Here is a 24,885-nt window from a genome sequence, read left to right on the forward strand (position 1 = left end):
CTATTTCCAGATCACGAGAAATATTTTTGTCATTTTTCTCTCATTAAAACGCCATCCTCGCCCCCCACTCTGTTCGCACCCCAATTCCAAACAATAGTAGACGGAGCTATTCATGTCTCTGAGGAACGACGCTTTTAAACTGGGCGCGCTGGCGGTTGCCATTTCCATGGCATTGACCGGCTGCGGTAGCGACAGCGACAACGATGACAACGTCGGCGGCGACCCTGATCCGCAGCCGCAGATGGAACGGCTGACCCGTATCGCCACCCTGCCGCTTGGCGCGGAAGCCACAGGGCTGTTCTTGAAGGAAGACGGAGAGGTCTTCACCAATATCCAGCATCCTTCCGACGCCAACGTCACCCAGGATGCGGACGGTAACACCTACAGCCTGGCCACCGTAGGCGTGATCGAAGGCGCCGATGTCAACGAACCCTTCGAATCCGTTTCCGTGCCGGAAACCGACGAAGAGAAACAGGTGATGCGCGTGGCCCTGGGCCGCTACAACGTGCTGGGGCAGCAGGGCAAGGACTGGGGCGGCGCGCCTGAACCCAGCGGCCTGGGCGCCATCAACGTGAAGGACGGCAGCGCCACCATTCGTGTTTCCAACGACCCGGATTTCAATGGCTGGATCCCGGTCAGCGAAAACGAAGGTTATCTGTTCACCAACTGGGAAGACCGCCCCGGGGGTATGAGCCGGCTACACCTGATGCGCGACCAGGATGGCCGTTGGACGGTACAGGATAATGATGCCTCCATGGTGGATTTCTCGGCAGTGAACGGCACCTGGGTGAACTGCTTCGGCACCGTGTCCCCCTGGAACACCCCGCTGACGTCGGAAGAACTGTACTTCGACGACACCATTGACTGGAACAATGAAAACTACCCGTACTATGGTCAGGCGCAGGATCTGGCGGACTATCTGGCCGGCGAGATCAACACGGATTACAACGCCACCTTCCCGAACCCCTACGATTACGGCTACATCGTCGAAATCACCGACCCCACTGGTGCACCGACACCGGTAAAACATTTCACGCTGGGTCGCTACTCCCACGAAAACGCCGTGGTTATGCCCGACCAGAAGACCGTCTATATGAGCGATGATGGCGGCGGCGTGATCCTGTTCAAATTCGTGGCCGACGCCGCCGGCGACCTGAGCAGCGGCACCCTGTACGCGGCCGCCGTTCAACAGGACACCGTGCCCATGGACGCCGCCCAGGCCGGTTTCGATATCGAATGGGTGGAGTTGGCCAGCGGCAACAACGCCGAGATCGAGGGCTGGGTGGACGAATACGACGGCATCACCCCGAACGATTACACGGAAGGTGCCAACAGCTACATTAGTCAGCAACAGATTGACGACTGGGCGGAGAGCAAGCTCGGCGAGGATCTGGACAACAGCGGCGACGTGGCTGCCAACCCGTTCGGCGATGATCGCGTGGCCTTCCTGGAGTCTCGCAAAGCGGCGGTAGCCCTGGGTGCCACCGGCGAGTTCAACAAGATGGAAGGCATCAACGTCAACATCGAGCGCGCCAAGGCAAGCGTCGAAGGCGACGGTCCGCAGGCCTACGTCTACGTGGCCATGTCCGACATCAGCGGTGCCATGACTGACAGCGAAGGCCTGGTGCAGCTGACCAACGAAGATGCCAACTGTGGTGGTGTGTTCCGCATGCCTCTCGGCGCTAACTACGATGTAGCCCGCCTGGAAATGGTGGAGCTGGGTGGTCCGTATCAGCCCGAGGACGCCGCCAACACCTGCAGCGTGGACGGGCTTTCCGGCCCGGATAACGTAGCGGTCATGAACGATGGCCGCGTGCTGATCGGCGAGGACACCGGCGGTCACGAAAACAACATGGTGTGGTTGCTGGATCCGGAAGGCTGAGTACGCCCTTCGGACCCATACCGGGGAGGAGCGTCTGGCGCCCTCCCCGTTTTCCGTTCTGACACTTTATTTTCAATCAATCGGTTCCTCGACCATGAAAGCACTACTTTACGCGACCGGAATCGCTATGGCCGGCCTCGCTCTCGTCGGCTGCGATCAAAACGACAGCAACACAGAGATCGGCGACACGGTACCTGCCGCCGCCCTGGAGCGGAAACTCCCGCCGAACCTGTCGACCATTTATAACCAGGAGGCACCGATTCCGCCGCAGTGCTATACCCGCACCGAGGGCCAGTTCAACCCCTGCTACACCTGCCACCAAACCTACCCCGACCGGGGCCGGCCCAACACCATGGGCGACGGCTACCTGCAAGGGAGTTACGATTTCTCCGAGTTGGGGGAAACCAATCACTGGCTTAACCTGTTTGTCGACCGCCGCGAAGCCGTGGCCAAAATGGACGACCAGGCAATCCTGGACTACATCAACCAGGACAACTACACCGATTACATGAAGAATCTCGCCGACTCCAATGACTGGAGCGGACCGGTACCCTATATCGAGAACCTGGCCAACGGCTCCGCTGCTTTCGATGATCTGGGCTTCGCCAAGGACGGCAGCAACTGGGTGGCGTTTAACTATAAGCCGCTGCCCAGCACGTTCTGGCCCACCAACGGCAGTACCGATGACGTCATGGTGCGGCTGCCGGAAAAATTCCGCGCCAGCACCTGTCAGGCTGGTGAATCCCGCGACGTCTATCTGGCCAATTTGTCGCTGATGGAAATGGCGATCAAGGAGCTGGATAGTATCGATACCCCGCCCCTGGACGAGCAAGCGGTGTGCACGGACCTGGACGGTGACGGGCGGCTCGCCACTGCCACCACCCTGCTGCGCCGCGACCACTACCTGGGCGCCGCCGCGGACGTGCCAGTGGTGGACATGCTGTACCCCGTGGGCATTGAGTTCCTGCACACGGTACGCTATGTAGGCGTGGGCGAGGACGGCACCATCGGGGTGCCGAAGCGCATGAAGGAAGTGCGTTACATGAACAAAATCCGCTTCTACGACACCAGTCACCTGCGCTCACTGTTCGCCAACGAGCACCAGGAAAAAATGGAAGGCAATCTGCCCACCTACGCCAACCATGGCGATCGAGGCATGGACAACGGCTTTGGCTGGATGGTGCTGGGCTTCATCGAAAAGGCGGACGGCAGCCTGCGCCCGCAGAGCAACCAGGAACAGCGTTTCTGTATGGGTTGCCATACCACCATTGGCACCACCATTGACCAGACCTTCGCCTTCCCGCGCAAAGTCACCGGTGCCGAGGGTTGGGGCTACATCGATCTGAAAGGCATGCCGGATGCGCCGGCACTGAATCAACCGCTGGGTGAAATCGCCCAATACCTCGGTCTGGTCGGTGGCGGTAACGAGTTCCGTGAGAATGGTGAAATGCAAACACGCTGGTTCAACGAGGACGGCAGTATCGATCTGGAAAAAGTAGCCAAAGCCGATGTCTACGAGCTGATCACGCCGAGCCGCGACCGCGCCCTATCACTGAACAAGGCCTACAAGTTGATCGTCGAGGAACAGAGCTTCCTGTACGGCCGCGATGCCACTCTGGCGCCGGCGGAAAACGTGTTCCGTCATATCAACCCGGACGACATCACACCCCTGAAACCGGAAAAACGCATCGACGGCTATGAAATTCGACTGGATTGGTCCGCTGACACGGACTGAGAGTCAACTCTATTCAGGACGGGGCACAGATATAAAAAAGGCCGGCTATTGCCGGCCTTTTTTATCAGCCGAAGCGGAACTCAGGAGAACGGATTACGCTTGATGATGGTTTCCACCCGGTCCGGTCCGGTGGAAATAATATCGATGGGCGCGCCGGTCACTTCCTCGATGCGTTTGAGATAGGCCTGCGCATTTTCCGGCAGGTCCTCGAGCTTCTTCACACCCAGGGTCGATTCCTTCCAGCCCGGCAGGGATTCGTATACCGGCGTCACTTCGGCGTAGCTGTCCGCGTCCCAGGCGCACTCCAGTTTGTCACCGGCGGCGTTTTTATAGCCCACGCAGATACGCACTTCTTCCAGGCCATCCAGCACGTCCAGCTTGGTCAGACACAGACCACTGATCGAGTTGATCTGGATAGCCCGCTTCAAAGCGATGGCGTCAAACCAGCCGCAACGCCGGGCGCGGCCGGTGGTGGCACCGAACTCGTGGCCTTTTTCGGCCAGATAGCGGCCGGTCTCGTCGAACAGCTCGGTGGGGAAGGGGCCGCCACCTACCCGGGTGGTATAGGCCTTGGTAATCCCCAGCACGTAATCAAGATACAGCGGGCCGAAGCCGGAACCGGTGGCGGCACCGCCAGCGGTGGTGTTGGAACTGGTCACGTAGGGGTAGGTGCCGTGGTCGATGTCCAGCAGCGTGCCCTGGGCGCCCTCGAACATGATGTTTTCACCACGCTCGCGCGCGTGATGCAGCTCCGCGGTGACATCGCACACCATCGGGCGCAGCTCTTCCGCCATGGCCAGCAGGTCGTCCAGCGTCTTCTGGAAATCCACCGGCTCGGCGTTGTAAAAGCTGCGCAGGATGAAGTTATGGTAGTCCATCACCTCGCCCAGCTTGGCGGCGAACCGTTCGCGGTGGAACAGATCACCAAGACGCACGCCGCGGCGCGCTACTTTGTCTTCGTATGCCGGACCGATGCCGCGCCCCGTGGTGCCGATCTTCTGGGCACCGCGCGCCACCTCACGGGCCTGATCCAGCGCCACGTGCACCGGCAGAATCAGCGGGCAGGCGGAAGACAGACGCAGACGCTCGCGCACGGGCACGCCCTGCTCCTCCAGCCCCCGCATTTCCTTGAGCAAAGCGTCCGGCGCCAGCACCACGCCGTTACCGATCATGCACTGCACGCCGTCGCGAAGAATGCCGGACGGAATCAGATGCAGCACGGTCTTCTTGCCATCGATCACCAGGGTATGGCCGGCATTATGCCCGCCTTGGAAACGGGCCACGTAGGCCACCTGATCGGTGAGCAGATCGACGATCTTGCCCTTGCCTTCATCACCCCATTGGGTACCGAGAATTACGACGTTCTTGCCCATGGCTATCGCTGCTTCGCTGTTCAGGAGGAAATGGGTTGAATGGTCCAGCCATTGTCGGCGGCCACCAGTTGCCGGTCACACCCCAGTTCGCCGGGGTCGTTATCGGCGCCGGGCAGAGCCAGCACCACACGTTCACCATCCGCGCGCAACGCCGCCACCTTGGCGGCGAAAGCGGCATCGGACAGCTTGCCCCGGGCGAGCACACCGCCCCCCCGGGGCACGGCGGCCAAAGCCGCCAGTTTCTTCAGGTCGGCACTGAAGCCGGTGGCCGGGCGAGCCCGGCCAAACACTTCACCGATATGATCATAGCGGCCGCCCTTGGCCAGCGGTTCGCTGTCACCGGGCAGATAAACCGCCAGCACCACACCGGTATGGTAGTGATAGCCGCGCAGCTCACCGAGATCCAGGTGCAACCGGGCCGGACAACCGGCCAGCGCTTCAGCCAGCGCCTCAAGGGCGGCCAGTGCCGCCAGGGCCTCGGGGAAATCCGCCAGCAACGCCCGGGCGTGCCCGAACACGGCACTGTCGCCGTCCAGGAAAGGCAGTTCCGCCAGCGCCCGGCTGGCCGCCGCCGGCAGCGTCCGCTCGGTCAGAAACGCATCCAGTTCCGTGCGCGCCTTGCGCAAGTAGATGTCTTCCAGACGGGCCTGGTCGGCGGCGGTCAGATCGCAGGCCGCCACCAGGGAGCGGAAAATGCCGACGTGGCCAAGGTCCAGCACCACCCGATCCTGGATTCCGGCCAGAGCCATGGTTTCCAGCATCAGCAGAATGACTTCCAGATCACTTTCGGCGCCATCATGGCCGAACAGCTCCACGCCCAGCTGATAAGGCACGCGGCTGCCGCCGGCCTGGGCCGGGCGGGCCCGCAGCGCGGTGGAGCAGTAGCACAGCCGCGTCGGTGCGCCGTGCCGCAGGCTATGGGCATCCATGCGCGCCACCTGGGGCGTCATATCCGCGCGCACGCCCATCAGGCGGCCACTGAGTTGATCGGTAATCTTGAAGGTTTCCCGCTCCAGGTCACGGCCGGCGCCGTTGAGCAGGGATTCCAGGAATTCGATGAGCGGCGGAAATACCAGCTCGTAGCCCCAGGACTGGTACAGGTCCAGCGCCCGGCGCCGCAGGTGCTCGATGGCCCTGGCGCGTTCGGGAAGGACTTCTTCCACGCCATCGGGGAGCAACCACTGTTCTTCCTGATTCATTGTCATGCTCTCAAAGTCACATGCCCGGCCGCAGGAGCAGCAGGATACCCGCGCCAACCGCCATGGCCACCAGGCCACAGACGCGCAGTATCCGGCCATCCAGACGGGCCAGTTCGAGGGCGGCGCGGCGCATGCGCTCCGGAGCCAGTGCCAGAGGCAACCCCTCGATCACCAGCACCAGACACAACGCCTTGATCAGCAGAATCCAGTCCATCCGGAGCCTGTTCACAAAAAAACCGGGTGCCAGGCACCCGGTTACGGCATTCTACCATGGACCAAGGGCCGACGACTAACGGCCGCCCTCGGAGTCCTTCAGATACCTGAAGAAATCGCTGTCCGGTTCCAGCAGCAGGATGTCATTGGGCGATTTGAAGCTTTCCCGATAGGCTTGCAGGCTGCGGTAGAAGCGGAAGAACTCTTCATCGCGGGAATAGGCCCGGGCGTAAATTCCGGTGGCCAGGGCATCCCCTTCACCACGGACTTTCTGGGCTTCTTCGTAGGCCCGCGCCACGATCTCGGTTTCCTCACGATCGGCCGCGGCACGAATCCGCTCCGCTTCCTCGCGCCCCTCGGAACGGTGCTCGGCGGCATCCCTGGCCCGCTCCGCGCGCATCCGGTCGAACACCCGGCCACGCACTTCATCCGGCCAGTCCACCTGCTTGACGCGCACGTCCACCACCTCGATGCCCAGATCCTGGAGAGTGGCGGCATTCACTTCCTCGGCCACCGAGTTCATCAGCTTCTCACGCTGATCGTGCTTGTCCTCCAGCAACGCCTGGGTGGCGCCCTTTTCCTCTACCTTCTTGCGGAACTCCTCGTCCTGTTCGTTGACCAGTTCCTGCTCGGTCTTATCGAGAATCTCACCGGTGCTCACCGCCGTTGGGTCCAGCGCCTCATCGGGCAACTCACCGCCCCGACCGGCCACCACTTCCTGCACGGTGCGGGCGGCGAACTGGTTCCGCAGCGCCTCGTTGACACGCGGATCCAGCAGTTCCCGGGCGCGGCGCTCCATCACCATGCTGTTGTTGGAGCCGGCACCGACACTGACGATATAACGTTGGACATCGGCGATGCGCCAGGTCACGAAAGCATCCACGTTGAGCAGTTTCTTCTCGCCGGTCAGGAAAGACTGCGTCGGCACATCATGGGTCAACAGGCGGCCATCCACGCGAATCACTTCGTCGATCAGAGGCACCTTGGGATACAGCCCGGGTTTGATGTCCGTGCTTTCGATCCGGCTGAAGCGCTTGAGCACCGCCTTCTCGGTTTCATTGACGATATAGAACGAATCAAATGCCAGCAGCAACAGCACACCCACCGCCACCAGCATCAGCCAACTGCGTGTACCCATCAGCGAATCTCCGTGCGGTTGGTGTTGTACAGGCTGCGTGGCGCCTGGCGCCCGCTGCTTCCACCGTCATCGGCACCGGCGTCGGTGCTGGTGCGCGACGCCCCGCTGGAAGAGGATCCCGTGCCGCTTTTGCCGGCCCCTTGTGCCTCCCTGGGCTTCATCAGTTGATCCAGGGGCAGATACATCAGGTTATTGCCATTTTTCACGTCAACCAGAACCTTGCTGGACGCGCCCAGCACTTCCGTGATGGTGTCCAGGTAAAGGCGGTGCCGGGTGATGGTCGGCGCTTTTTCGTATTCGGCCACCAGGTCCTCGAAGCGCGCGGCGTTACCCTGGGCTTCGGCCACCACCTTGGCTTTGTAAGCCTTGGCTTCCTCGGTGATCCGGGCGGCCTTACCACGAGCCTGCGGAATGATCGCGTTGTAATAGGCTTCCGCTTCCTTCTTGAAGCGGTCCTCATCCTCGCGGGCCTTGGCCACGTCGTCAAAGGCGTCACGCACGGCATCCGGCGCCGCGGTACGGTCCAGCACCACCTGGTTGATCACCAGGCCGGTGTTGTAGCGATCCAGGTACTCCTGCAGCCGCTTGCGCACTTCCAGACGAATATCTTCACGTTCGTCCTTGAGCACGCCGTCCATGGTGGAACTGCCCACCACATGGCGCAGGGCGGAGCTGGTGGCATGTTCAAGAATGGCCTCCGGCGATGCCACTCGCAGCAGGAAAGCCTGGGGATCCAGCACCTTGTATTGAACGCCCAGGGTCACGGAAACGATATTGGTGTCGCGGGTGAGCATTTCCTCGCTCAATTCATAGCTGCGGTTCTGGCTCACATCCACCTTCATCGCCTGTTCAATCACCGGCGCGCGCCAGTTCAGGCCCGGCTCCACCATGCGATTGAACTTGCCGAAGCGCAGCACCACGCCCTGCTCCCGCTGGTCCACCTGGTAAAAGCCCATCATCACATAGCCGACCACCAGCACCAGAGCGACGATGATCAGTAGTCCTTTCGGTACGCCAGCGCCTCGTTTGCCGCCGCCACCGCCGCCTTTACCTCCGAACAGACCGTTGATGCGATCCTTCAGGTTCTTCAGCGCTTCATCGAGATCGGGTGGACGTTGATCTCCGCCACCGCCCCCACCCCAGGGATCCCTGGGTTTATTGCCGCCAGGTTCATTCCAGGCCATTGATTTCTCCGTTATCCCGCTTTGTGCGAGCGTTCTGGATTGTAGGAATGGGCCGAGCCCTCTGCAACCTGAGGCGCGGACACCAATACATCCTTTTCGCTGAGACCCGCTTCTCGCAGCAGGCGTTCAAAGTGCACCCGGTTCAGATGCACCCTCAGCAACATGGCGCCGTCGGTGCCGGCTTCCTCCGCCAGCACCTCGCCCGCCTCATGCAAACGCGCTCTCAAGCGCCCGGCCTCCGGCGGCAAACGCAGCCACCGGTCCACCCAGTGTTCAGCCAGACGTTCGGCAATCGCCTGGTGCAACAAATCGAACCCTTGCTGCTCCCGGGCCGACAGCCACACTCTCCACGGCCGCCCCTGTTCATCCCGGTCCAGCCGGGGCGTCTCACCGAAACGATCCACCTTGTTATAAACATGCAACACCGGCACCTGGTCGGCGCCGATCTCTTCCAGCACCTCATTCACCGACGCCACGTTATCGTCACGCTCTTCGGCGCTGCAATCCGTGATATGGAGCAGCAAGGAAGCGTTGATGGTTTCCTCCAGGGTGGCCCGGAAGGCTTCCACCAACCGGTGAGGCAAATGGCGGATGAAACCCACCGTATCCGCCAGAATCGCCGGCCCCACACCCGGCACCCGCACCTTGCGCAGGGTCGGGTCCAAAGTGGCGAACAGCTGGTCCGCCACATAAACCTCGCCGGTGGTCAGCGCATTGAACAGAGTGGACTTGCCGGCGTTGGTATAGCCCACCAGGGAAATCAGCGGCGTCTCCGACCGGTCTCGGGCCCGACGCCCCTGTTCTCGCTGCTTGCGCACCTTCTCCAGACGGGCCTCAATGGCACGGATACGATCCCGGATCAGGCGGCGGTCCGTTTCCAGCTGTGTTTCCCCGGGGCCACGCAGGCCAATACCACCCTTTTGCCGCTCCAGGTGGGTCCAGCCGCGCACCAGCCTTGAAGCCAGATGCCGCAATTGGGCCAATTCCACCTGCAGACGCCCTTCGTGGGTACGGGCACGCTGGGCGAAGATATCCAGGATCAGGCCGGTACGGTCAAGCACCCGGCATTTCGCCGCCCGCTCCAGATTGCGCTCCTGGGCCGGACTGAGCGCGTGGTTGAACAGCACCACATCGGCCTCTTCCTGGCGTACCAGTTCGGCCAGCTCCTCGCTCTTGCCACTGCCGATGAACAGCGCCGGATCAGGGCGGTCGCGCTTACCCAGCAATTCCGCCACGGGCACCACGCCACTGGACACCACCAGATGATGGAATTCCTCCAGATCCTCCCGCCCGAAGGCGTCGGGCAGGTCCATGTGCACCAGAATGGCCCGTTCGCCAGCCCCGGTGCGTACCTGTTCAGTACGTTCGAATAAATCCATGGACCTCAGTGTACCCACAGTCCGCGGGAACGCCACAAATACGACGGACCGAATGTGATTTCCGGCGTCACCGCGGCAGCGCCGTGCCGGGTGGTCGACAAAACAAAGCCACGCCGCAAGGGCGTGGCTTTGCATAAGCCGGAACAGGCGACGCGGCTATTGATTACCGTATTCGTCACCCGCCCCAGCCTGGCCGCCGCCGGCGGCACCGGTGGTGCCATGCATGGCCGGATTGCCACCGCCGGACGCACGCGGGTTGCGGGCGGGCACCACGGTGGAAATGGCATGCTTATACACCATTTGGCTTACCGCGTTTTTCAGCAGTACCACGTACTGGTCGAAAGACTCGATTTGCCCCTGCAGTTTGATTCCGTTAACCAGAAAGATAGAAACCGGAATACGTTCCTTTCTCAGCGCATTGAGAAAAGGGTCTTGTAGCGAATGCCCTTTTGACATGGCAGTTCTCCTCAGCATCCAAATATAAAAAGTAGCGCCCAACGGTTCGGGCAATCAGCGCATTGAATCCGCGTCCCGCGGGTGTTCAATTCAATGTTATACCCCGGTCGTCCGAGACCGGCCTTCGAGACCGGCCATCCCTGACTCCGGGCCCTGAATCCGTTCATTGATTCATCCGGCAACATGACCTTGAAAAAGTTTCACCCCAGATCATTCTCACCGCTACTAAACACGGATTTACAAACCTGCGCAAGCCGCGCCGCGCACGCCTTGCGCTGGTTCTCCTCGGTACTGTCGTACCACTGCAATCCAGGCCATTTTCGCAACCAGGTGAGCTGCCGTTTCGCCAGCTGGCGTGTCGCAATGATACCTTTTTCGACCATGGTCGGGTAATCCCATTGGCCGTCCAAATAGGCCCATACCTGTCGGTAGCCCACGGCTTTGATCGCCGGCAGGTTTTCGTGCAAATCGCCGCGGTGGAACAGTCTTTCCACTTCTTCCAGCAACCCGTCCCGCAGCATGGCGTGGAAGCGCTGCTCGATACGCCGATGCAATTCCTCACGCGGCGGCGCCACCGCCAGACTCAGTACCGGCGAGGGCAGGCCACTGAAACGATAAAAACCCTGTTCCAGAGCTTCCGCGCGGGTCTCGTGCCGGGCATGGAACGCCGATAGCGGCTCGCCGGTGAGCCGGTACACTTCCAACGCCCGCTGCAGCCGCTGCCGATCACCGGGTTTAAGGCGCCCGGCGCTGGCCGGGTCGACCCGGGCCAGCTCCGCGTGCACCGCGGGCCAGCCTTCCCGCTCGGCCAGGGCGGCGATTTCCGCCCGCACCGCCGGGTCCGCCGGCGGCATCGGCGCCAGCCCGTCCGCCAGGGCCTTGAAATACAGCATGGTGCCGCCCACCAGCAGCGGCACTTTACCGCGCCGCTGGATATCCTCGATCTCGGCCAGCGCGTCAGTTCGAAAATCCGCCGCCGAATAGGGCTCCGACGGATCCCGGAACCCCAATAACCGGTGGGGCGCCTTCGCCAGTTCTTCCTTAGTGGGGCATGCGGCACCGATTTCCAACCCCCGATACACCAAAGCGGAGTCCACATTGATGATTTCCATTGGCAGCCGGCTTACGGCGTCCATGGCGAGAGCCGTTTTGCCCGCGCCCGTGGGGCCCATGAGGAAGACAACCGGTCCGCGCTCGTTCTTTCGGCGTCCGGCGCCCGGCATCGAGCGTCCAGCGCTCACTTACTGCCCCCGCATGAACAGGCGATCCAGGTCCTTGACACTCATCTGGGTCCAGGTCGGGCGACCATGGTTGCATTGCCCGGAACGCTCGGTGGCTTCCATGTCCCGCAGCAGGGCGTTCATCTCCGGAATGGTCAGCTTGCGGTTGGCGCGTACGCTGCCGTGGCAGGCCATGGAGGACAACAGCGCATCCAGATGCTGCTCGATACGCTCACTGCTGCCGTGGGCGAGCAGATCGGAAAGCACATCGCGAACCAGCGTCTCGCTGTCGGCGTTACGCAGCAACACCGGCACTTCCCGCACCATCAGGGTTTCCGGCCCGGCCCGCTCCACCGCGAAACCGAGACGCTGGAACACTTCCGGCTGCTGCTCGGCGAAATCCGCCTCCCGTGACGACACCGCCATGGACACCGGCACCAGTAAGGGCTGCCCACGCACTTTCTCCTCGGCCCAGTCCCGCTTGAGCCGCTCATAGGTGATGCGCTCATGGGCCGCGTGCATATCCACCAGCACCATGCCGTGCTCGTTCTCAGCAATGATGAAAATGCCGTGGATCTGCGCCACCGCGTAGCCCAGCGGCGGCGTCTGGCCCGGTTCCGGCGCCGGCATCGGCATGGCTTCCGGGCGGGGCGTCACCAGCGAACCATAGGCACTGGCCTGGCGGTCACCATCGGCAACCGATGGCGGCGGGCGATAAGCCGGCGCCGCGCCCCCACCCTGGTACCCATTTCCACTGACACCCGCCCCACTGTCGCGGGCCTGAGTCAACGGCATGGCGCCTTGAGTCGGCGCTGACCAGGACGGCATGGCCTGCGGTGACGCCGGCACATCCAGCCGGTCCGCCGGGCGCACCTCGGCGATCGCCCGATGCAGGGTCCGATAGAGGAAGTCATGGACCATGCGCTGCTCGCGGAAACGCACTTCGTGCTTGGTGGGGTGCACGTTCACATCCACCAGGGCCGGATCCAGTTCCAGGAACAGCACGAACGCCGGGTGGCGGCCATGGTAGAGCACATCGGAGTAGGCCTGCCGTACCGCGTGGCTGACCACCTTGTCGCGAATCACCCGGCCATTGACGTAAAAGTACTGCAGATCCGCCTGGGAACGGGAGAAGGTCGGCAGTCCGAGCCAGCCGTGCAGGCGCAGGCCGGCGTGGGACACGTCCACCGGCATCGATTGTTCCATGAAGGCACTGCCGCACAATCGCGCCACCCGGGCAGCCCGCAGCGCCTCGTTGTCGCCACTGGGCAGTTGATGCACCACTTTCTGGTTGTGGCTGAGCCGGAACCCGGTCTGGAACTCACTCAGGGCGATGCGCCGGAACACTTCCTCCAGATGGTTGAACTCGGTTTTCTCGGTGCGCAGGAAGCGACGCCGGGCCGGGGTGTTGAAGAACAGGTCACGCATGGTCACGGTGGTGCCGCGCGGATGCCCCGCCGGCGTCACCGACGGGGCCATGTCGCGGCCTTCCACCACCACTTCCCAGCCTTCCGCCTGCTCACCGGTGTTGCTGGTCAGGCTCAGCCGCGACACCGAACTGATCGCCGCCAGCGCCTCACCGCGGAACCCCAGGGTACCGATGGCTTCCAGGTCCTCGGCCACATGGATCTTGCTGGTGGCGTGCCGGGACAACGCCAACGGCAGTTCGTCCCGCTCGATGCCGCCGCCGTCGTCGCGAACCCGGATCAGCTTGGTGCCGCCCTGCTCCACGTCCACGGTGATCTGCCGGGCACCGGCATCCAAGGCATTTTCCAGCAGTTCCTTGAGTACCGACGCCGGCCGTTCCACCACCTCGCCCGCGGCGATCTGGTTGGCGAGGCGGGAATCCAGCAGTTGAATCTTGGACAAAATGGTCTCCCGGGGTCGCGGCCCCTGCTTTATTTCCGCTTTCCGGGATCAGGAGCCCGGAATGGTCAGCAACTGCCCCACCACGATACGGTCGCCGTTGAGATTGTTGGCGGCGCGCAAGGCGTCCTCGGACACCTGATGGGCACGGGCGATGGCGGACAGGGTATCACCGGGCTGGATACGGTACTGATCCCCCTGCTGCCGGCGCTGGGCGGCGAAGTAGCTGTTCGGAGCCGGGTGGGTCTGGAAATAGCGTTTAACGCCATTGGTCACCGCCCTGGCGATACGAGCCTGGTGGGTACTGGAACGCAGCAGGCCCTCTTCCTCGCGGTTGGAAATAAACCCGGTCTCCACCAGCACCGATACCATTTCCGGCTCCTTCAATACGGCGAAGCCGGCCTGCTCCACCGTGGTCCGGTCTCCATGCAGCTTGGTGACACCGTTGAATTCCTGCAGGATCTGCCGCCCCAGATAGAGACTGTGCGCCATGGAGCCGGACATGCGCATGTCCGCCAGCACGCTGAGCAGGTTGGAGTCGTCCTTCTCTTCCTCGTAGACCCCGGCGACGCGGTCGGATTCGTTGGCGATCTTGGCCAGATAACGGGCCCGGGCACTGGTGGCACCGCTGTTGGACAGCGCGAACACACTGGCGCCCCGGGCGCGGGCATCGGTGAAGGCATCGGCGTGGATCGAGATGAACACGTCGGCGTGATTATCCTCACGGGCGATGCGTCGGCGCTCCGCCAGCGGCACATAGTAGTCGCCATCACGCACCAGTACCGCGCGCATGCCAGGCTCGTTGTTGATCATGTTGTAGATCTTCTTGGCGATCTGCAGCACCACCACTTTTTCCTTGGTGCCCCGGGGTCCTCGGGCGCCGGGATCCTCGCCGCCATGCCCGGCATCCACCGCGACGATCATTTCACGGGGCTTTTCCGCCGAGGCCTTGGGTTTGGGAATGGTCTTCGCCGGCGGCGGATCCTTGTCGAAGAGATCCACCACCAGACGCCAGCCATGCGGCGCTACCGGTTTCAGCAGATTGGTGCGCGGCCGCACCGCCGCCTTGAGGTCGAATACGATGCGGGTTTTGTCCGCATGCTGTCCCACACGGATATCCGCCACCGGCCCGTTACCCGCATCCAGCGTTTTCACGTCAAAGTTGAAATCGGTGTCCATCAGGTCCACCACCACCCGGTCCGGGTTGGCGAGGACGTCCACTTTGTGCTCCACCGGGTCCGGCAGATCAAACACCACCCGGGTATGATCCGGAGCCCGGTGCATGCGCACGGAATCCACTTTCACCGCCGCCTGTGCCGCCATCGTCAGAAGGCCGCCCAGCATGCCGAGAAGCAGACGCCATGCCATCATTCCGCGGACGGACTTTCGCTGATTTACACCCATAGTTCGGCTATGCCCACTCCAAATTCGCATTACGCCCCGGCGGCTGCACGGTCAGTGTCACGGTGAGATCCGGCGCCGGAATCACCCCCGCGCCTTTTTGCGGCCATTCCAACACACACAGCCCGTGGCCGTCGAAATAATCCCGGATGCCGATCAACTCCAGCTCCTCGGGATCCGCCAGCCGGTACAAGTCAAAATGATAGATATGGACGCCATCGAGGTCATAGGGTTCCACCAGCGTATAAGTCGGGCTCTTCACCGCCCCCTGGTGTCCCAGCCCCCGCAGCAGCCCGCGCATCAGGGTGGTCTTGCCCGCCCCCAGGTCCCCCAACAGGTAAACGCATTGGCCGGATTCGAGCACGGCGGCCAATTCCGCGCCCAAGGCCAGAGTGGCCGTCTCGTCCGCCAGATAGCGGGACCCGGTTGGTTTATTTTCCATTCAATTCCCATCGTAACGGCGGTAAAAGATCCGTGGCCAGCAACCCGCGCTCGCCATGCTCGGCGGCGGCCCGGTCGGCGGCCCGGGCGTGCGCCATGGCGCCCAGAGCGGCGGCCTGATACGGCGGAACCCCCTGGGCCAGCAACGCGGCGATGACGCCGGTGAGCACATCGCCCATGCCACCGCTGCCCATGCCGGGGTTGCCATCGCTGATCAGAGCGCAACCGCCTTGGCCACGCACCAGCGTACCCAGCCCCTTGAGCAGGGTGGTACCGCCGTAGCGGCTGGCCAGGGCTTCCACGGCGGCAAAGCGGTCCCGTTGCACAGTGGCGCTGTCGCTGCCCAGCAACCGTCCGGCCTCACCAGGGTGGGGCGTCAATATCCAGTGATCGTTGGCGTCCACGCCCCAGTCGGCCAGCAAGTTCAGGGCATCGGCGTCCAGCACCAGCGGCAGGTCCGTCATCAGCACCCGTTTCAGCAACGTTTGCCCCCATTCGCCGGTGCCCAGCCCCGGCCCCACCGCCACTACCGTGGCACGTTCCAGCAACGGCTCCAGCCCGGCGACGTCATCCACCGCCCGCGCCATGATTTCCGGCTGCCGGGCCAGTACCGCGGTCAGATTCTCGGCGCGGGTGGCAAGACTGACCAAACCGGCGCCGCAGCGGGCGGCGGCCTGGGCACTCATGGACGGCGCGCCGGCGAAACCGTGATCGCCACCGATCACCAGAACGTGACCGTAATGCCCCTTGTGGCCATCCCGGCTCCGACGCGGCAGCCAGCGGCGCAGGTCCAAGGGGGTCGGTCGCCAAACCGGGTCGGGTATGGCCTGGTACACGGCCTCGTCCACGTTGAGGCCGGAGAACACCAGTTGGCCGCAGTGGCATGGCCCCACCCCGGTGAGCAGGCCGCGGTTCACGCCGATGAAGGTAATGGTGCAATCCGCGTTCAACACGGCACCGGCGCTGGCCCCGGAGTCCGCCGACAAGCCGGAGGGAATATCCAAAGCCAGCACCGGCTTGTCCAAGGCATCCAGCGCCTGCAGCAAAGCCCGCATGTCGTCGCGCAACGCCCCGCTGATGCCGGTTCCCAGCAGGCCGTCCACCAAGAGCGGCGCGGCCTGCGGCAAATTATCCAGATTCAATGGCTGCATCGGCACCCCGGCATCACGGGCCGCCTCCGCCATGGCCAGGGCATCACCGCCAAGGCGATCCAGCGGACGCCACTGATACACCACGGGCCGCAGCCCGGCTTCCTGGGCCAGGCGCGCCACCACATAGCCGTCACCACCGTTGTTACCCGCACCGCACAGGATCGCCGGCTCACGCACCTCCGGCCAACGCTGCAGCATCAGGTCAAAGGCGGCCTGTCCCGCCCGGGCCATCAGCGTGGCGCCGCTGACGCCCCCGGCAATGGCGAGCCGGTCCAGCTCCCGGGTCTGGGCGGCGCTGTAAAGTCGATTGGGTAACGGTGCCATGGCCATCGCTGCTATCCTGTCGCGAACATCGCCCATTATACGTTGACCACGTACAGTTCTCGATCACTCCATGGATTTCACTCATTTCAAAACACAACTGGCCGAACAGGCCAGGCTGCTGGGTTTCCAGCAACTTGGGGTGGCCGATATCGACCTCGGAGAGGCCGAGACGAGGCTGCGACGCTGGCTGGACGCCGGATACCACGGCGAAATGAAGTGGATGGAAGCCCATGGACACAAGCGTTCAAGACCACGGGAGCTGGAACCCGGCACTCTGCGGGTGATCTCCCTGCGCATGAATTATCTGCCGCCGGACACCCAGCCGGTGAAGCTGCTCAAGCAGGGCGAGAAGGCCTATGTGTCGCGCTACGCTCTGGGACGCGACTATCACAAGCTGGTCCGCAAGCGGCTGGCGACCCTGGCGCGCTGGATCCGCGAACAAGTCAGTGACAGCGAACTGGCCCGGGCGTTTGTCGACAGCGCGCCGGTGATGGAAAAGCCGCTGGCCGCCAAAGCCGGACTGGGCTGGCAGGGCAAGCATACGCTACTGATCAATCGCGAAGCCGGCAGTTGGTTTTTTCTCGGCGAGATATACACCGATCTGCCATTGCCAGTGGATCAGCCGGTGGAAGACCGCTGCGGCAAATGTTCCGCCTGTATGACGGTCTGTCCCACCGACGCCATCGTCGCCCCCTACCAGCTGGATGCCCGGCGTTGTATTTCCTACCTGACCATCGAGCATCCGGGCTCCATCCCGGAGTCCCTGCGCGCCGGCATCGGCAACCGCATCTTCGGCTGTGACGACTGCCAGCTCATGTGCCCCTGGAACCGGTTCGCGCAGTTCACCAGCGAGGGCAATTTTCACCCCCGGCATCAGTTGGAAAACAGCGATCTGGTTACTCTTTTTTTGTGGGACGAAGCCACTTTTCTGCGTTGCACCGAAGGCTCGCCAATCCGCCGCGCCGGCTATCAGCGCTGGCTGCGCAATCTGGCGGTGGCGCTGGGTAATGGCCCGGCCAGCGCGGAGGCCATCGGCGCGTTGCGCTCACGGCGGGACGATCCCAGCGAGCTGGTGCGTGAGCATGTGAACTGGGCCCTGCATCGCCTGTTGACCTGAAAGGCCGCCTGGCCAGGGAACCTTTTCCCAGTGCAAAGACCCTACGTTTTATCCGACAATCAAGTCACGTTCTGTCAGGGAGAGTCCAATGAAGAAAGTCAGCCTGTTGATTCCGGTGCTTGCCGCCGGCCTGCTCAGTGCCTGCGGCAAAGGCCCAAACGAGGCGGCGGAATATCGCGAATCCGTGTTCAAGGCCACCGCCTGGCATTTCGGCACTCTGGGTGCCATGGCCAAGGGCGAGCAGCCGTTCGATCAGGCGGTATTCGAGGAAAAAGCCGGCATCTTGGCGGACCTGTCCCGCTTGCCCTGGGAAGGTTTCACGGACGCCGGCTCCGTCGATGGCAGCCACGCCAAACCGGCGATCTGGGAAAACCGTGCCGACTTTGAAGGCAAAGCCCAGGACTTCCAGGACGCCGCCGCTGAGTTGGCCGAAATGGCTGGCGGCGCCGATCAGCAGGCATTGTTCGCGCAAGTAGGCAAAGTCGGCGAAACCTGCCGTGCCTGCCACACCGAATATCGCGAACGCTAAACCGCCCACGCCCCGGGGCCGCCACTGGCGGCCCCGTCAGCTCACCAGCCAGTAAATCGCCCCGGCCACCGGCAACGCCACCAGCAGCGCCCGCCACCAGGGGACGAAGGCCAGGTCCGGGCCGGCTTCATCAGGCACCCGCTTGCGCCCGGTCAGCATGGCCGCCAGCAATGGCTCCCCCAACAGCCGGTGCAACAAGACCGCCGCCACATGCGCCGCGATCAGAATCAATAGCAGGTCAAAGTTCCAAAAGTGTACGTCGGTAAGCGCGCGGGCCGTGGCGCCACCGACCTGACCGCTCAACGGCCCTTCCAGTGAGATATCGTCGGTGGCGAACAACCCGGTAGCGGTCTGCACCAGCAGTGACAGCAACATCAACATCACCATCCAGCCACCCAATGGATTGTGGCCGGCGAACACCGGCGCCCGTCCGCGGGCAAAGGCCTTGCCGTAGTCCAGTGTCCGTCGCGGCCCGGCCAGAAACGCCGCGAAACGGCTGTGGCGGGAGCCCCACAACCCCCAGATGATGCGGAAAATCACCAGCCCCAGCACCAGATAGCCGGCGCGCATATGCCAGACCATCAGCGCCTCACCCTCGCCGCCGGAATACCAAAGGAAGCCGATAGCGGCCACCAACAACCAATGAAACAGACGGGTGGGCAGGTCCCAGACACGAATGGTGTCCATGTTCTCTCCTTTCGATCAGCGCGCTCCATGGCCGGCCAATGCCCGGCTTAACAGATAAAGTGACGCTACTCGCGGATGAAATGTTCCCGGTAGTAGGCCAGTTCGGCGATCGATTCGCGGATGTCGTCCAGCGCCAGATGCTTGTTCTCTTTTTTGAAGCCGGACAGGATTTGCGGTTTCCAGCGCGCGGCCAGTTCCTTCAAAGTGGAGACATCCAGATTGCGATAGTGGAAGAACGCTTCCAGGGCCGGCATGTAGCGCGCCAGGAATCGGCGGTCCTGGCAGATGCTGTTGCCACACATCGGTGACATTTTCTCGTCCACGTATTGCTCCAGGAACAGCAGGGTCTGCCGCTCCGCCTCCGCTTCGTCCACACGGCTGGCGCGTACCCGGTCGGTCAATCCGGAGTTGCCATGGTGGCGGGTATTCCATTCGTCCATGGCCGCCAAACGTTCATCGCTCTGATGCACCGCCAGCACCGGTCCTTCCGCCAGCACATTCAGATTGGCGTCGGTGACGATGGTGGCGATCTCAATGATGCGATCCTGCTCGGGGCTCAAACCGGTCATTTCCAGGTCGATCCAGATCAGGTTGTCTTTCGATGGCATCTCAGGGGCCCCGTGCGGTAATGAATTTGACGTCATGGTAGCAGAGCCGGAGCCCCAACCGTGCCATAATGGCGCCACCTCAACCGACCTCCTCGCGAACGCATGGCGAAACGCAATCTCAACCGGCGACAGCGCTGGCGCATTGAAAAGATCCAGGCCGAGCGCCGCGATCGCATGCAGCGCAAAGCGGAAAAGGAGCAGCCCGTGGCCACCACCCTCGGCGAGGAGCAGTGGGGCACGGTGATCGCCCATTTCGGCGGCCAGGTACTGGTGGAGGCCCGGGACGGCAGCCGGACCCGCTGTCACTTCCGCGCCAATCTGGAACAACTGGTGGTCGGCGACCGGGTGCTCTGGCATCCGCCGCACAGCGAGGGCACCGGCGTGGTCACGGCCGTGGAGCCACGCCATTCGGTGCTGAAGCGCCCGGACAATTACGGCAATTTGAAGCCCGTGGCCGCCAATGTGGACCGCCTCCTGGTGGTGTTCGCTCCACGCCCGGCGCCTTCCAGCGCCCTGCTTGACCGCTATCTGGTGGCGGCGGAATTGTCCGGCATCGAGCCGGTGCTGGTGCTGAACAAGACCGATCTTCTGGACGACGGCAATCGCGACCACGCCGAGCATATCTGCGCGCTTTATCGCCACCTGGGCTATCAGGTCATCACTCTGTCCGCCCACGGAGACGGCCACCAATTGGCCTCCTTGCGCGCCGCCCTCGCGGACGCCACCAGCGTCTTCGTCGGTCAATCCGGGGTCGGCAAATCCTCTCTGGTGAACGCCATCCTGCCGGAAGCGGATCTGGCGGTGGGCGAGATCTCGGAGATGTCGGGGCTGGGCCAGCACACCACCACCACCGCGCGCTTGTTCCATTTTCCCGAAGGCGGCCATCTGATCGACTCCCCGGGGATTCGCGAATTCGGTCTCTGGCATATCGATGAGCAGGAGTTGCTGCACGGTTATCGGGAGCTGTCCGAGCGAGCCGGCCACTGCCGCTTCCGTAACTGTACCCATCGGCATGAACCGGGCTGCGCTCTGCGGGAAGCCGCCCAGGAGGATGCCTTCATACACGAACGTCTGAACAACTACTTCCAGATCGCCGACACCCTGGACGATGAGGCCCGCGCACGATACTGAGCGATTCGCGCCGCGGCCATCAGAACGGTCCCGCCTGGATAAAGGCCGGCGGATATTGGACAATGATTCCATGCACGAGGCGGTGAAATTTTATTCACACCCTCCAAATTCCCGACCCACGACCGTTTGATTGACTTATGTCCCTGCCCCTGTTGCTGGAACCCGCCGAGCTGGCCAATCATCTTGATGACGCCAATCTGCTGATCGTTGATCTGAGCAAGGAACAGGTTTACGCCCAGGCCCATGTGCCCGGCGCCGTTCACCTGGATTTCAAACGCCTGCAGAAAGGTACTCAGCCGGCCCCCGGCCTGCTGCCCGATGACGATACCCTTTCCGACCTGTTCTCCGAGCTGGGGCTGACCCCGGACACCCAGGTGGTCGCCTATGACGATGAAGGCGGCGGCTGGGCCGGGCGGCTGCTGTGGACCCTGGATTACATCGGCCATGCCCACTACACCTACCTCAATGGCGGCATCCATGCCTGGCTGGCGGCGGACCTGCCCACCAGCAGCGAACCACATACCCCCACGCCCAGCGATTATGAGGTTGGCCTGCACAAGGCCGGCGTCAATGTGGACCTGGAGACGGTGCTGGCCGAATACCAGAACCCGGACGTGGTGATCTGGGATGCGCGCTCCGAGGAGGAGTACGCCGGCATCCGCGCCTTCGCCCAGAAAGGTGGCCACATTCCTGGCGCGGTGCACTATGAATGGACCGATGCCATGGACAAGAACGACCACCTGCGGGTGCGTGATCTGGATACCCTGCGCCAGGAACTGGCCGCGCTGGGCATCACCGCCGACCGCAAAGTGATCACCCACTGCCAAACCCACCATCGCTCCAGCTTTACCTGGCTGGTGGGTAAACTGCTGGGTTTCCCTCATATCGCCGGTTATGCCGGTTCCTGGGCGGAATGGGGCAATCACCCCGACACCCCGTTCGAAAAATCCGAATAACAACCGGCCGCATTTCGAGGTGCTCTTGAAGGACTTATGGCAACGCCTGTTCGTCGCTCTGCAATATCTGCTGCCCCACCATGCCTTGTCGCGGCTGGTGGGCATTCTGGCCCGTAGCGAAACCCCCTGGGTGAAGGACACCTTCATCCGGCTGTTCATCCGCCGCTTTCAGGTCGATCTGTCCGAAGCGGAGATCACCGAAGCCGAGCGCTATCCCCATTTCAATGCGTTCTTCACCCGTGCCCTGCGTGAAGGCGCCCGGCCACTGCCGGAACAGGCCGATGCCATCGCCTGCCCGGCCGATGGCACCGTCAGTCAGCTCGGCGCCATTGAAGGCGACCGGATTTTTCAGGCCAAGGGACATAACTACAGCCTGTTCGAGCTGCTCGGCGGCGACCATGATCTGGCCACGGAATTCCTTGGCGGCCAGTTCGCCACCGTCTATCTGTCACCAAAGGATTATCACCGGGTGCACATGCCCGCCGCCGGTACCCTGCGGGAAACGCGCTACGTACCCGGGCGGCTGTTCTCGGTGAACCAGGCCACCACCGAACGGGTACCCGGGCTGTTCGCCCGCAACGAACGGCTGGTGTGCATTTTCGATACCGAGCAGGGGCCGATGGCGGTGATTCTGGTGGGGGCGATGATCGTCGCCGGTATCGAAACCGTGTTCTCCGGCCAGGTCACACCGCTGCCTCGCCACGTGACGCACAGCGACTACCGGAACCGCCAACCGATTACTCTGCAGCGGGGCGAAGAACTGGGCCGCTTCCTGCTCGGCTCCACCGCCATCGTGCTGTTCGCCCGTGGCCACGCGGAATTCGATTCCGCCCTGGCCGCCGAAAGCCCGGTGCGCATGGGGCAGGCGATGGGGACACTACGCTAGGGCCTGTTCACCCTATTCCGCCAGCGGCAAGCGGATCACCAGAGTGAAGCCCTGCCCTTCGCCGGTGCTTTCCGCCCAGATCCGCCCGCCGCTCTGCTCGATCATCACCCGCGCCATCGCCAGAGACAGGCCGAACCCGTCCTCGTGGTGGCGAGACCCCATGATGAAGAAGGGCTCGAACAGACTCTCCAACTGATCCGCGCCGACGCCGCGGCCATTATCACGCATACGGATTTCGCCCACGCCATCCAGACGCTGACTGCTGATATCGATGACTTCTCCAGCGGGGCTGAAACGGATGGCGTTATCCAATGCCATCGCCAGCACCTCCTGCAGCTCACTCTCGTTGGCACGCACCCGCAGCCGTTCCGAAACCCGGTTCTGCACCTTCAGACCACTCTGTTCCAGGCACTCCCACCGGCTGGTGGTGAGCGCCTCCACCAACCAGTAGGGGTCGCACACGGTGATCAGCGTGGGGCTCTCCCGATCCGACAGGTCGAAATAACGTAGCGACGTGCTCACCAGCCCCATCAGACGTTGCTGCCCTTTGCGCACCAGATTCCAGGTATCCCGGCGATCATCATCGTCGCTCAGGGTATCCGCCGCGCCGAGCCAGTTGATGGGGGTGTTCAATTCGTGGCTGACATATTGCAGGAAGGTGGACTTGTCCCGGTTCACGCGCTCCATTTCCGCCACATGCCGTTCCAGGTTGCGGCGGGATTCCTCGAACAAACTGTTGCGCTCACGTTCCAGGAAACGAATGCGGTCCCCCAGGGCCAGCGACAGCATCACCACCACCCACAACGTGGCCAGATGCGGCAGGATGGTGATGAACGAGGTGTAGGGAAGCCAGCCGACGATACCGAGAATGAAGATGAACACCAGCAGCATGAAGACCCACCAGGCCAGCACGTACAACCGTGCCGCCCGATATCCCTGGGACAGAACCATCCAGCCAAGCCAACTGAACAGCACGACCGTGACCCCCACCAGGGCGGTGGACAGATAGTAGGACCAGGGTGGCGCGATCATCAGCTGCACCGCCAGCAACACAAGCGCGCCGATCAGGTAGTGCCGCAACACCCGGTCATAGCGTGGAAAGCGCACGCGTAACTCCAGAAAGGCCCGGGAGTACATGGCCAGCGCCGGACAGCTGATGTAAATGCCAAGCCAGTAATATTCATTGAGCTTGGGCCACAACGGCCAGACAAACTGCAAACCGAAGCCATTGATGTTGAGGATGAAGATCACCATCCCCACCAGGAAAGCGACGAAATACAGATACACCGGCTCCCGCAGCGACAATGCCAGCAGGGCGTTATAGATGACCATGATCAGCAGACATCCGTAGAACACCCCGTACAGCAGAGTATCCCGGTAGGTGTATTCCACCAGCCCGGTGCTGTTGTAGAGCACCGGCGACAGGTTGATCGCCCCTTTACCGCTGACTTTCACATAATAGGTGCGCGGGCCGGGTCTGTCGGTGTTCAGAGGGAAAATAAAGGCCCGATGATTCATCATCCGCATGTGGAACGGCAGTGTGTCCCCCATGGCCACTTCATCGTAACCGCCGTCCGGGCGCGGCGCATACAGCGTGATGTGGTCGAGAATCGGATAGCGCTCCACCAGATACCAGCTCTGGTTCATCACTTTGCGGGTGTCGAGCGTGAACCGCAGCCAGATCACGCTGCTGGTAAAGCCGAAATTGGGCTCCTCCGCCGTGTTGACGGTAAAGCGGCTGGAAAAATCCTCGCGCACCTGTCGCAAGTCCCACTGCCCCTCGGGATCCACCAGCACGTCCATGGATTTCGCCACCGCCACCTGATTCTGGTGGCCGTCCGGCACCACCACTGGCGCCGCCCAAAGCCGCGCGGCACACAGGACCAGCCCCAGCAACAGCAGGAAGTTACGGAACTTTACCAATCGTCGTTCCCCAAATGGTCGTAAGAGCCTGTTCATGATCTTTACGCCGTGGCGACACAAGCACCACGGCCCGGGCTCAAAAGGTT

General features: G+C 62.6%; 22 protein-coding genes. 7 read left to right on the forward strand and 15 right to left on the reverse strand.

The annotated features are described in order from the left end of the window. Positions 1–112: 112 nt before the first annotated feature. The gene (locus CRO06_RS00710) at positions 113–1,882 is read left to right on the forward strand and encodes a PhoX family protein (protein WP_026949433.1); all 1,770 of its coding nucleotides are present in this window, start codon (positions 113–115) and stop codon (positions 1,880–1,882) included. Positions 1,883–2,009: 127 nt separating this feature from the next. Continuing rightward, on the forward strand, positions 2,010–3,617 hold the full coding sequence (locus CRO06_RS00715; protein ID WP_218839848.1) for a hypothetical protein: 1,608 nt from the start codon (positions 2,010–2,012) through the stop codon (positions 3,615–3,617). An 80-nt stretch (positions 3,618–3,697) separates the two neighbouring features. On the opposite strand, the gene CRO06_RS00720 is transcribed toward CRO06_RS00715, so the two are convergent. The 12 genes from CRO06_RS00720 to CRO06_RS00775 all read right to left on the reverse strand — a co-directional run bounded on the left by CRO06_RS00720 (position 3,698) and on the right by CRO06_RS00775 (position 16,968). Next, a complete protein-coding gene (locus CRO06_RS00720; RefSeq protein WP_026949431.1) occupies positions 3,698–4,990 on the reverse strand; it encodes an adenylosuccinate synthase in 1,293 nt (430 codons plus the stop codon). 20 nt (positions 4,991–5,010) lie between these two features. Beyond that, positions 5,011–6,189, reverse strand: a complete 1,179-nt coding sequence (locus CRO06_RS00725; protein WP_022993851.1) for an ATP phosphoribosyltransferase regulatory subunit — start codon at positions 6,187–6,189, stop codon at positions 5,011–5,013. Between the two features lie 16 nt (positions 6,190–6,205). After that, positions 6,206–6,403: a DUF2065 domain-containing protein gene (locus CRO06_RS00730; protein ID WP_022993852.1), complete on the reverse strand. Its 198-nt coding sequence runs from the start codon at positions 6,401–6,403 to the stop codon at positions 6,206–6,208. 75 nt (positions 6,404–6,478) lie between these two features. Then, positions 6,479–7,540, reverse strand: a complete 1,062-nt coding sequence (gene hflC / locus CRO06_RS00735) for a protease modulator HflC (protein WP_022993853.1) — start codon at positions 7,538–7,540, stop codon at positions 6,479–6,481. Next, positions 7,540–8,724 (reverse strand): FtsH protease activity modulator HflK, encoded by a 1,185-nt coding sequence (gene hflK, locus CRO06_RS00740; RefSeq protein WP_097057491.1) that lies wholly within the window; start codon positions 8,722–8,724, stop codon positions 7,540–7,542. Before hflK ends, hflC begins: the two co-directional genes overlap by 1 nt. Positions 8,725–8,735: 11 nt before the next feature. Continuing rightward, positions 8,736–10,103 carry a ribosome rescue GTPase HflX gene (gene hflX, locus CRO06_RS00745; protein WP_022993855.1) on the reverse strand — a complete coding sequence of 456 codons (1,368 nt, stop codon included), beginning with the start codon at positions 10,101–10,103 and terminating at the stop codon, positions 8,736–8,738. 156 nt (positions 10,104–10,259) lie between these two features. Next, a complete protein-coding gene (hfq, locus tag CRO06_RS00750) occupies positions 10,260–10,559 on the reverse strand; it encodes an RNA chaperone Hfq (protein WP_022993856.1) in 300 nt (99 codons plus the stop codon). A gap of 200 nt (positions 10,560–10,759) precedes the next feature. Continuing rightward, positions 10,760–11,731 (reverse strand): tRNA (adenosine(37)-N6)-dimethylallyltransferase MiaA, encoded by a 972-nt coding sequence (gene miaA, locus CRO06_RS00755; protein WP_258954034.1) that lies wholly within the window; start codon positions 11,729–11,731, stop codon positions 10,760–10,762. A gap of 69 nt (positions 11,732–11,800) precedes the next feature. Next, on the reverse strand, positions 11,801–13,648 hold the full coding sequence (gene mutL / locus CRO06_RS00760; protein WP_097057492.1) for a DNA mismatch repair endonuclease MutL: 1,848 nt from the start codon (positions 13,646–13,648) through the stop codon (positions 11,801–11,803). A 48-nt stretch (positions 13,649–13,696) separates the two neighbouring features. After that, positions 13,697–15,016 carry an N-acetylmuramoyl-L-alanine amidase gene (locus CRO06_RS00765; protein ID WP_309599191.1) on the reverse strand — a complete coding sequence of 440 codons (1,320 nt, stop codon included), beginning with the start codon at positions 15,014–15,016 and terminating at the stop codon, positions 13,697–13,699. A gap of 40 nt (positions 15,017–15,056) precedes the next feature. Next, positions 15,057–15,488, reverse strand: a complete 432-nt coding sequence (gene tsaE / locus CRO06_RS00770) for a tRNA (adenosine(37)-N6)-threonylcarbamoyltransferase complex ATPase subunit type 1 TsaE (protein WP_022993860.1) — start codon at positions 15,486–15,488, stop codon at positions 15,057–15,059. After that, complete coding sequence (locus CRO06_RS00775) at positions 15,478–16,968, reverse strand: NAD(P)H-hydrate dehydratase (protein WP_097057493.1); 1,491 nt, start codon at positions 16,966–16,968, stop codon at positions 15,478–15,480. Before CRO06_RS00775 ends, tsaE begins: the two co-directional genes overlap by 11 nt. A 64-nt stretch (positions 16,969–17,032) precedes the next feature. Here CRO06_RS00775 and queG point away from each other — a divergent pair, with 64 nt between their 5' ends. Both queG and CRO06_RS00785 read left to right on the forward strand, forming a co-directional pair. Next, positions 17,033–18,079 (forward strand): tRNA epoxyqueuosine(34) reductase QueG, encoded by a 1,047-nt coding sequence (gene queG / locus CRO06_RS00780; protein WP_097057494.1) that lies wholly within the window; start codon positions 17,033–17,035, stop codon positions 18,077–18,079. Between the two features lie 88 nt (positions 18,080–18,167). Further along, positions 18,168–18,608, forward strand: a complete 441-nt coding sequence (locus tag CRO06_RS00785) for a c-type cytochrome (protein WP_097057495.1) — start codon at positions 18,168–18,170, stop codon at positions 18,606–18,608. A gap of 36 nt (positions 18,609–18,644) precedes the next feature. Here the strand turns inward: CRO06_RS00785 and CRO06_RS00790 are convergent, their stop codons facing one another. Both CRO06_RS00790 and orn read right to left on the reverse strand, forming a co-directional pair. Further along, entirely contained in the window at positions 18,645–19,295 is a 651-nt protein-coding gene (locus CRO06_RS00790) for a cytochrome b/b6 domain-containing protein (RefSeq protein WP_022993864.1), read from the reverse strand. A 65-nt stretch (positions 19,296–19,360) separates the two neighbouring features. Beyond that, complete coding sequence (gene orn / locus CRO06_RS00795; RefSeq protein WP_022993865.1) at positions 19,361–19,903, reverse strand: oligoribonuclease; 543 nt, start codon at positions 19,901–19,903, stop codon at positions 19,361–19,363. Positions 19,904–20,005: 102 nt separating this feature from the next. Here orn and rsgA point away from each other — a divergent pair, with 102 nt between their 5' ends. From rsgA to asd, 3 genes are all read left to right on the forward strand, one after another. Next, positions 20,006–21,034: a small ribosomal subunit biogenesis GTPase RsgA gene (gene rsgA, locus CRO06_RS00800; protein WP_022993866.1), complete on the forward strand. Its 1,029-nt coding sequence runs from the start codon at positions 20,006–20,008 to the stop codon at positions 21,032–21,034. A 137-nt stretch (positions 21,035–21,171) separates the two neighbouring features. Then, positions 21,172–21,990 (forward strand): sulfurtransferase, encoded by an 819-nt coding sequence (locus tag CRO06_RS00805; protein WP_022993867.1) that lies wholly within the window; start codon positions 21,172–21,174, stop codon positions 21,988–21,990. Positions 21,991–22,015: 25 nt separating this feature from the next. Next, positions 22,016–22,876 (forward strand): archaetidylserine decarboxylase, encoded by an 861-nt coding sequence (gene asd / locus CRO06_RS00810; RefSeq protein WP_097057496.1) that lies wholly within the window; start codon positions 22,016–22,018, stop codon positions 22,874–22,876. Between the two features lie 12 nt (positions 22,877–22,888). On the opposite strand, the gene CRO06_RS00815 is transcribed toward asd, so the two are convergent. Beyond that, positions 22,889–24,799, reverse strand: coding sequence for a sensor histidine kinase (locus CRO06_RS00815; protein ID WP_022993869.1), 1,911 nt, complete (start codon positions 24,797–24,799; stop codon positions 22,889–22,891). Positions 24,800–24,885: the final 86 nt, after the last annotated feature.

Origin of the sequence: Alloalcanivorax xenomutans (genome assembly GCF_900217905.1) — a bacterium.
Lineage (GTDB): Bacteria > Pseudomonadota > Gammaproteobacteria > Pseudomonadales > Alcanivoracaceae > Alloalcanivorax > Alloalcanivorax xenomutans.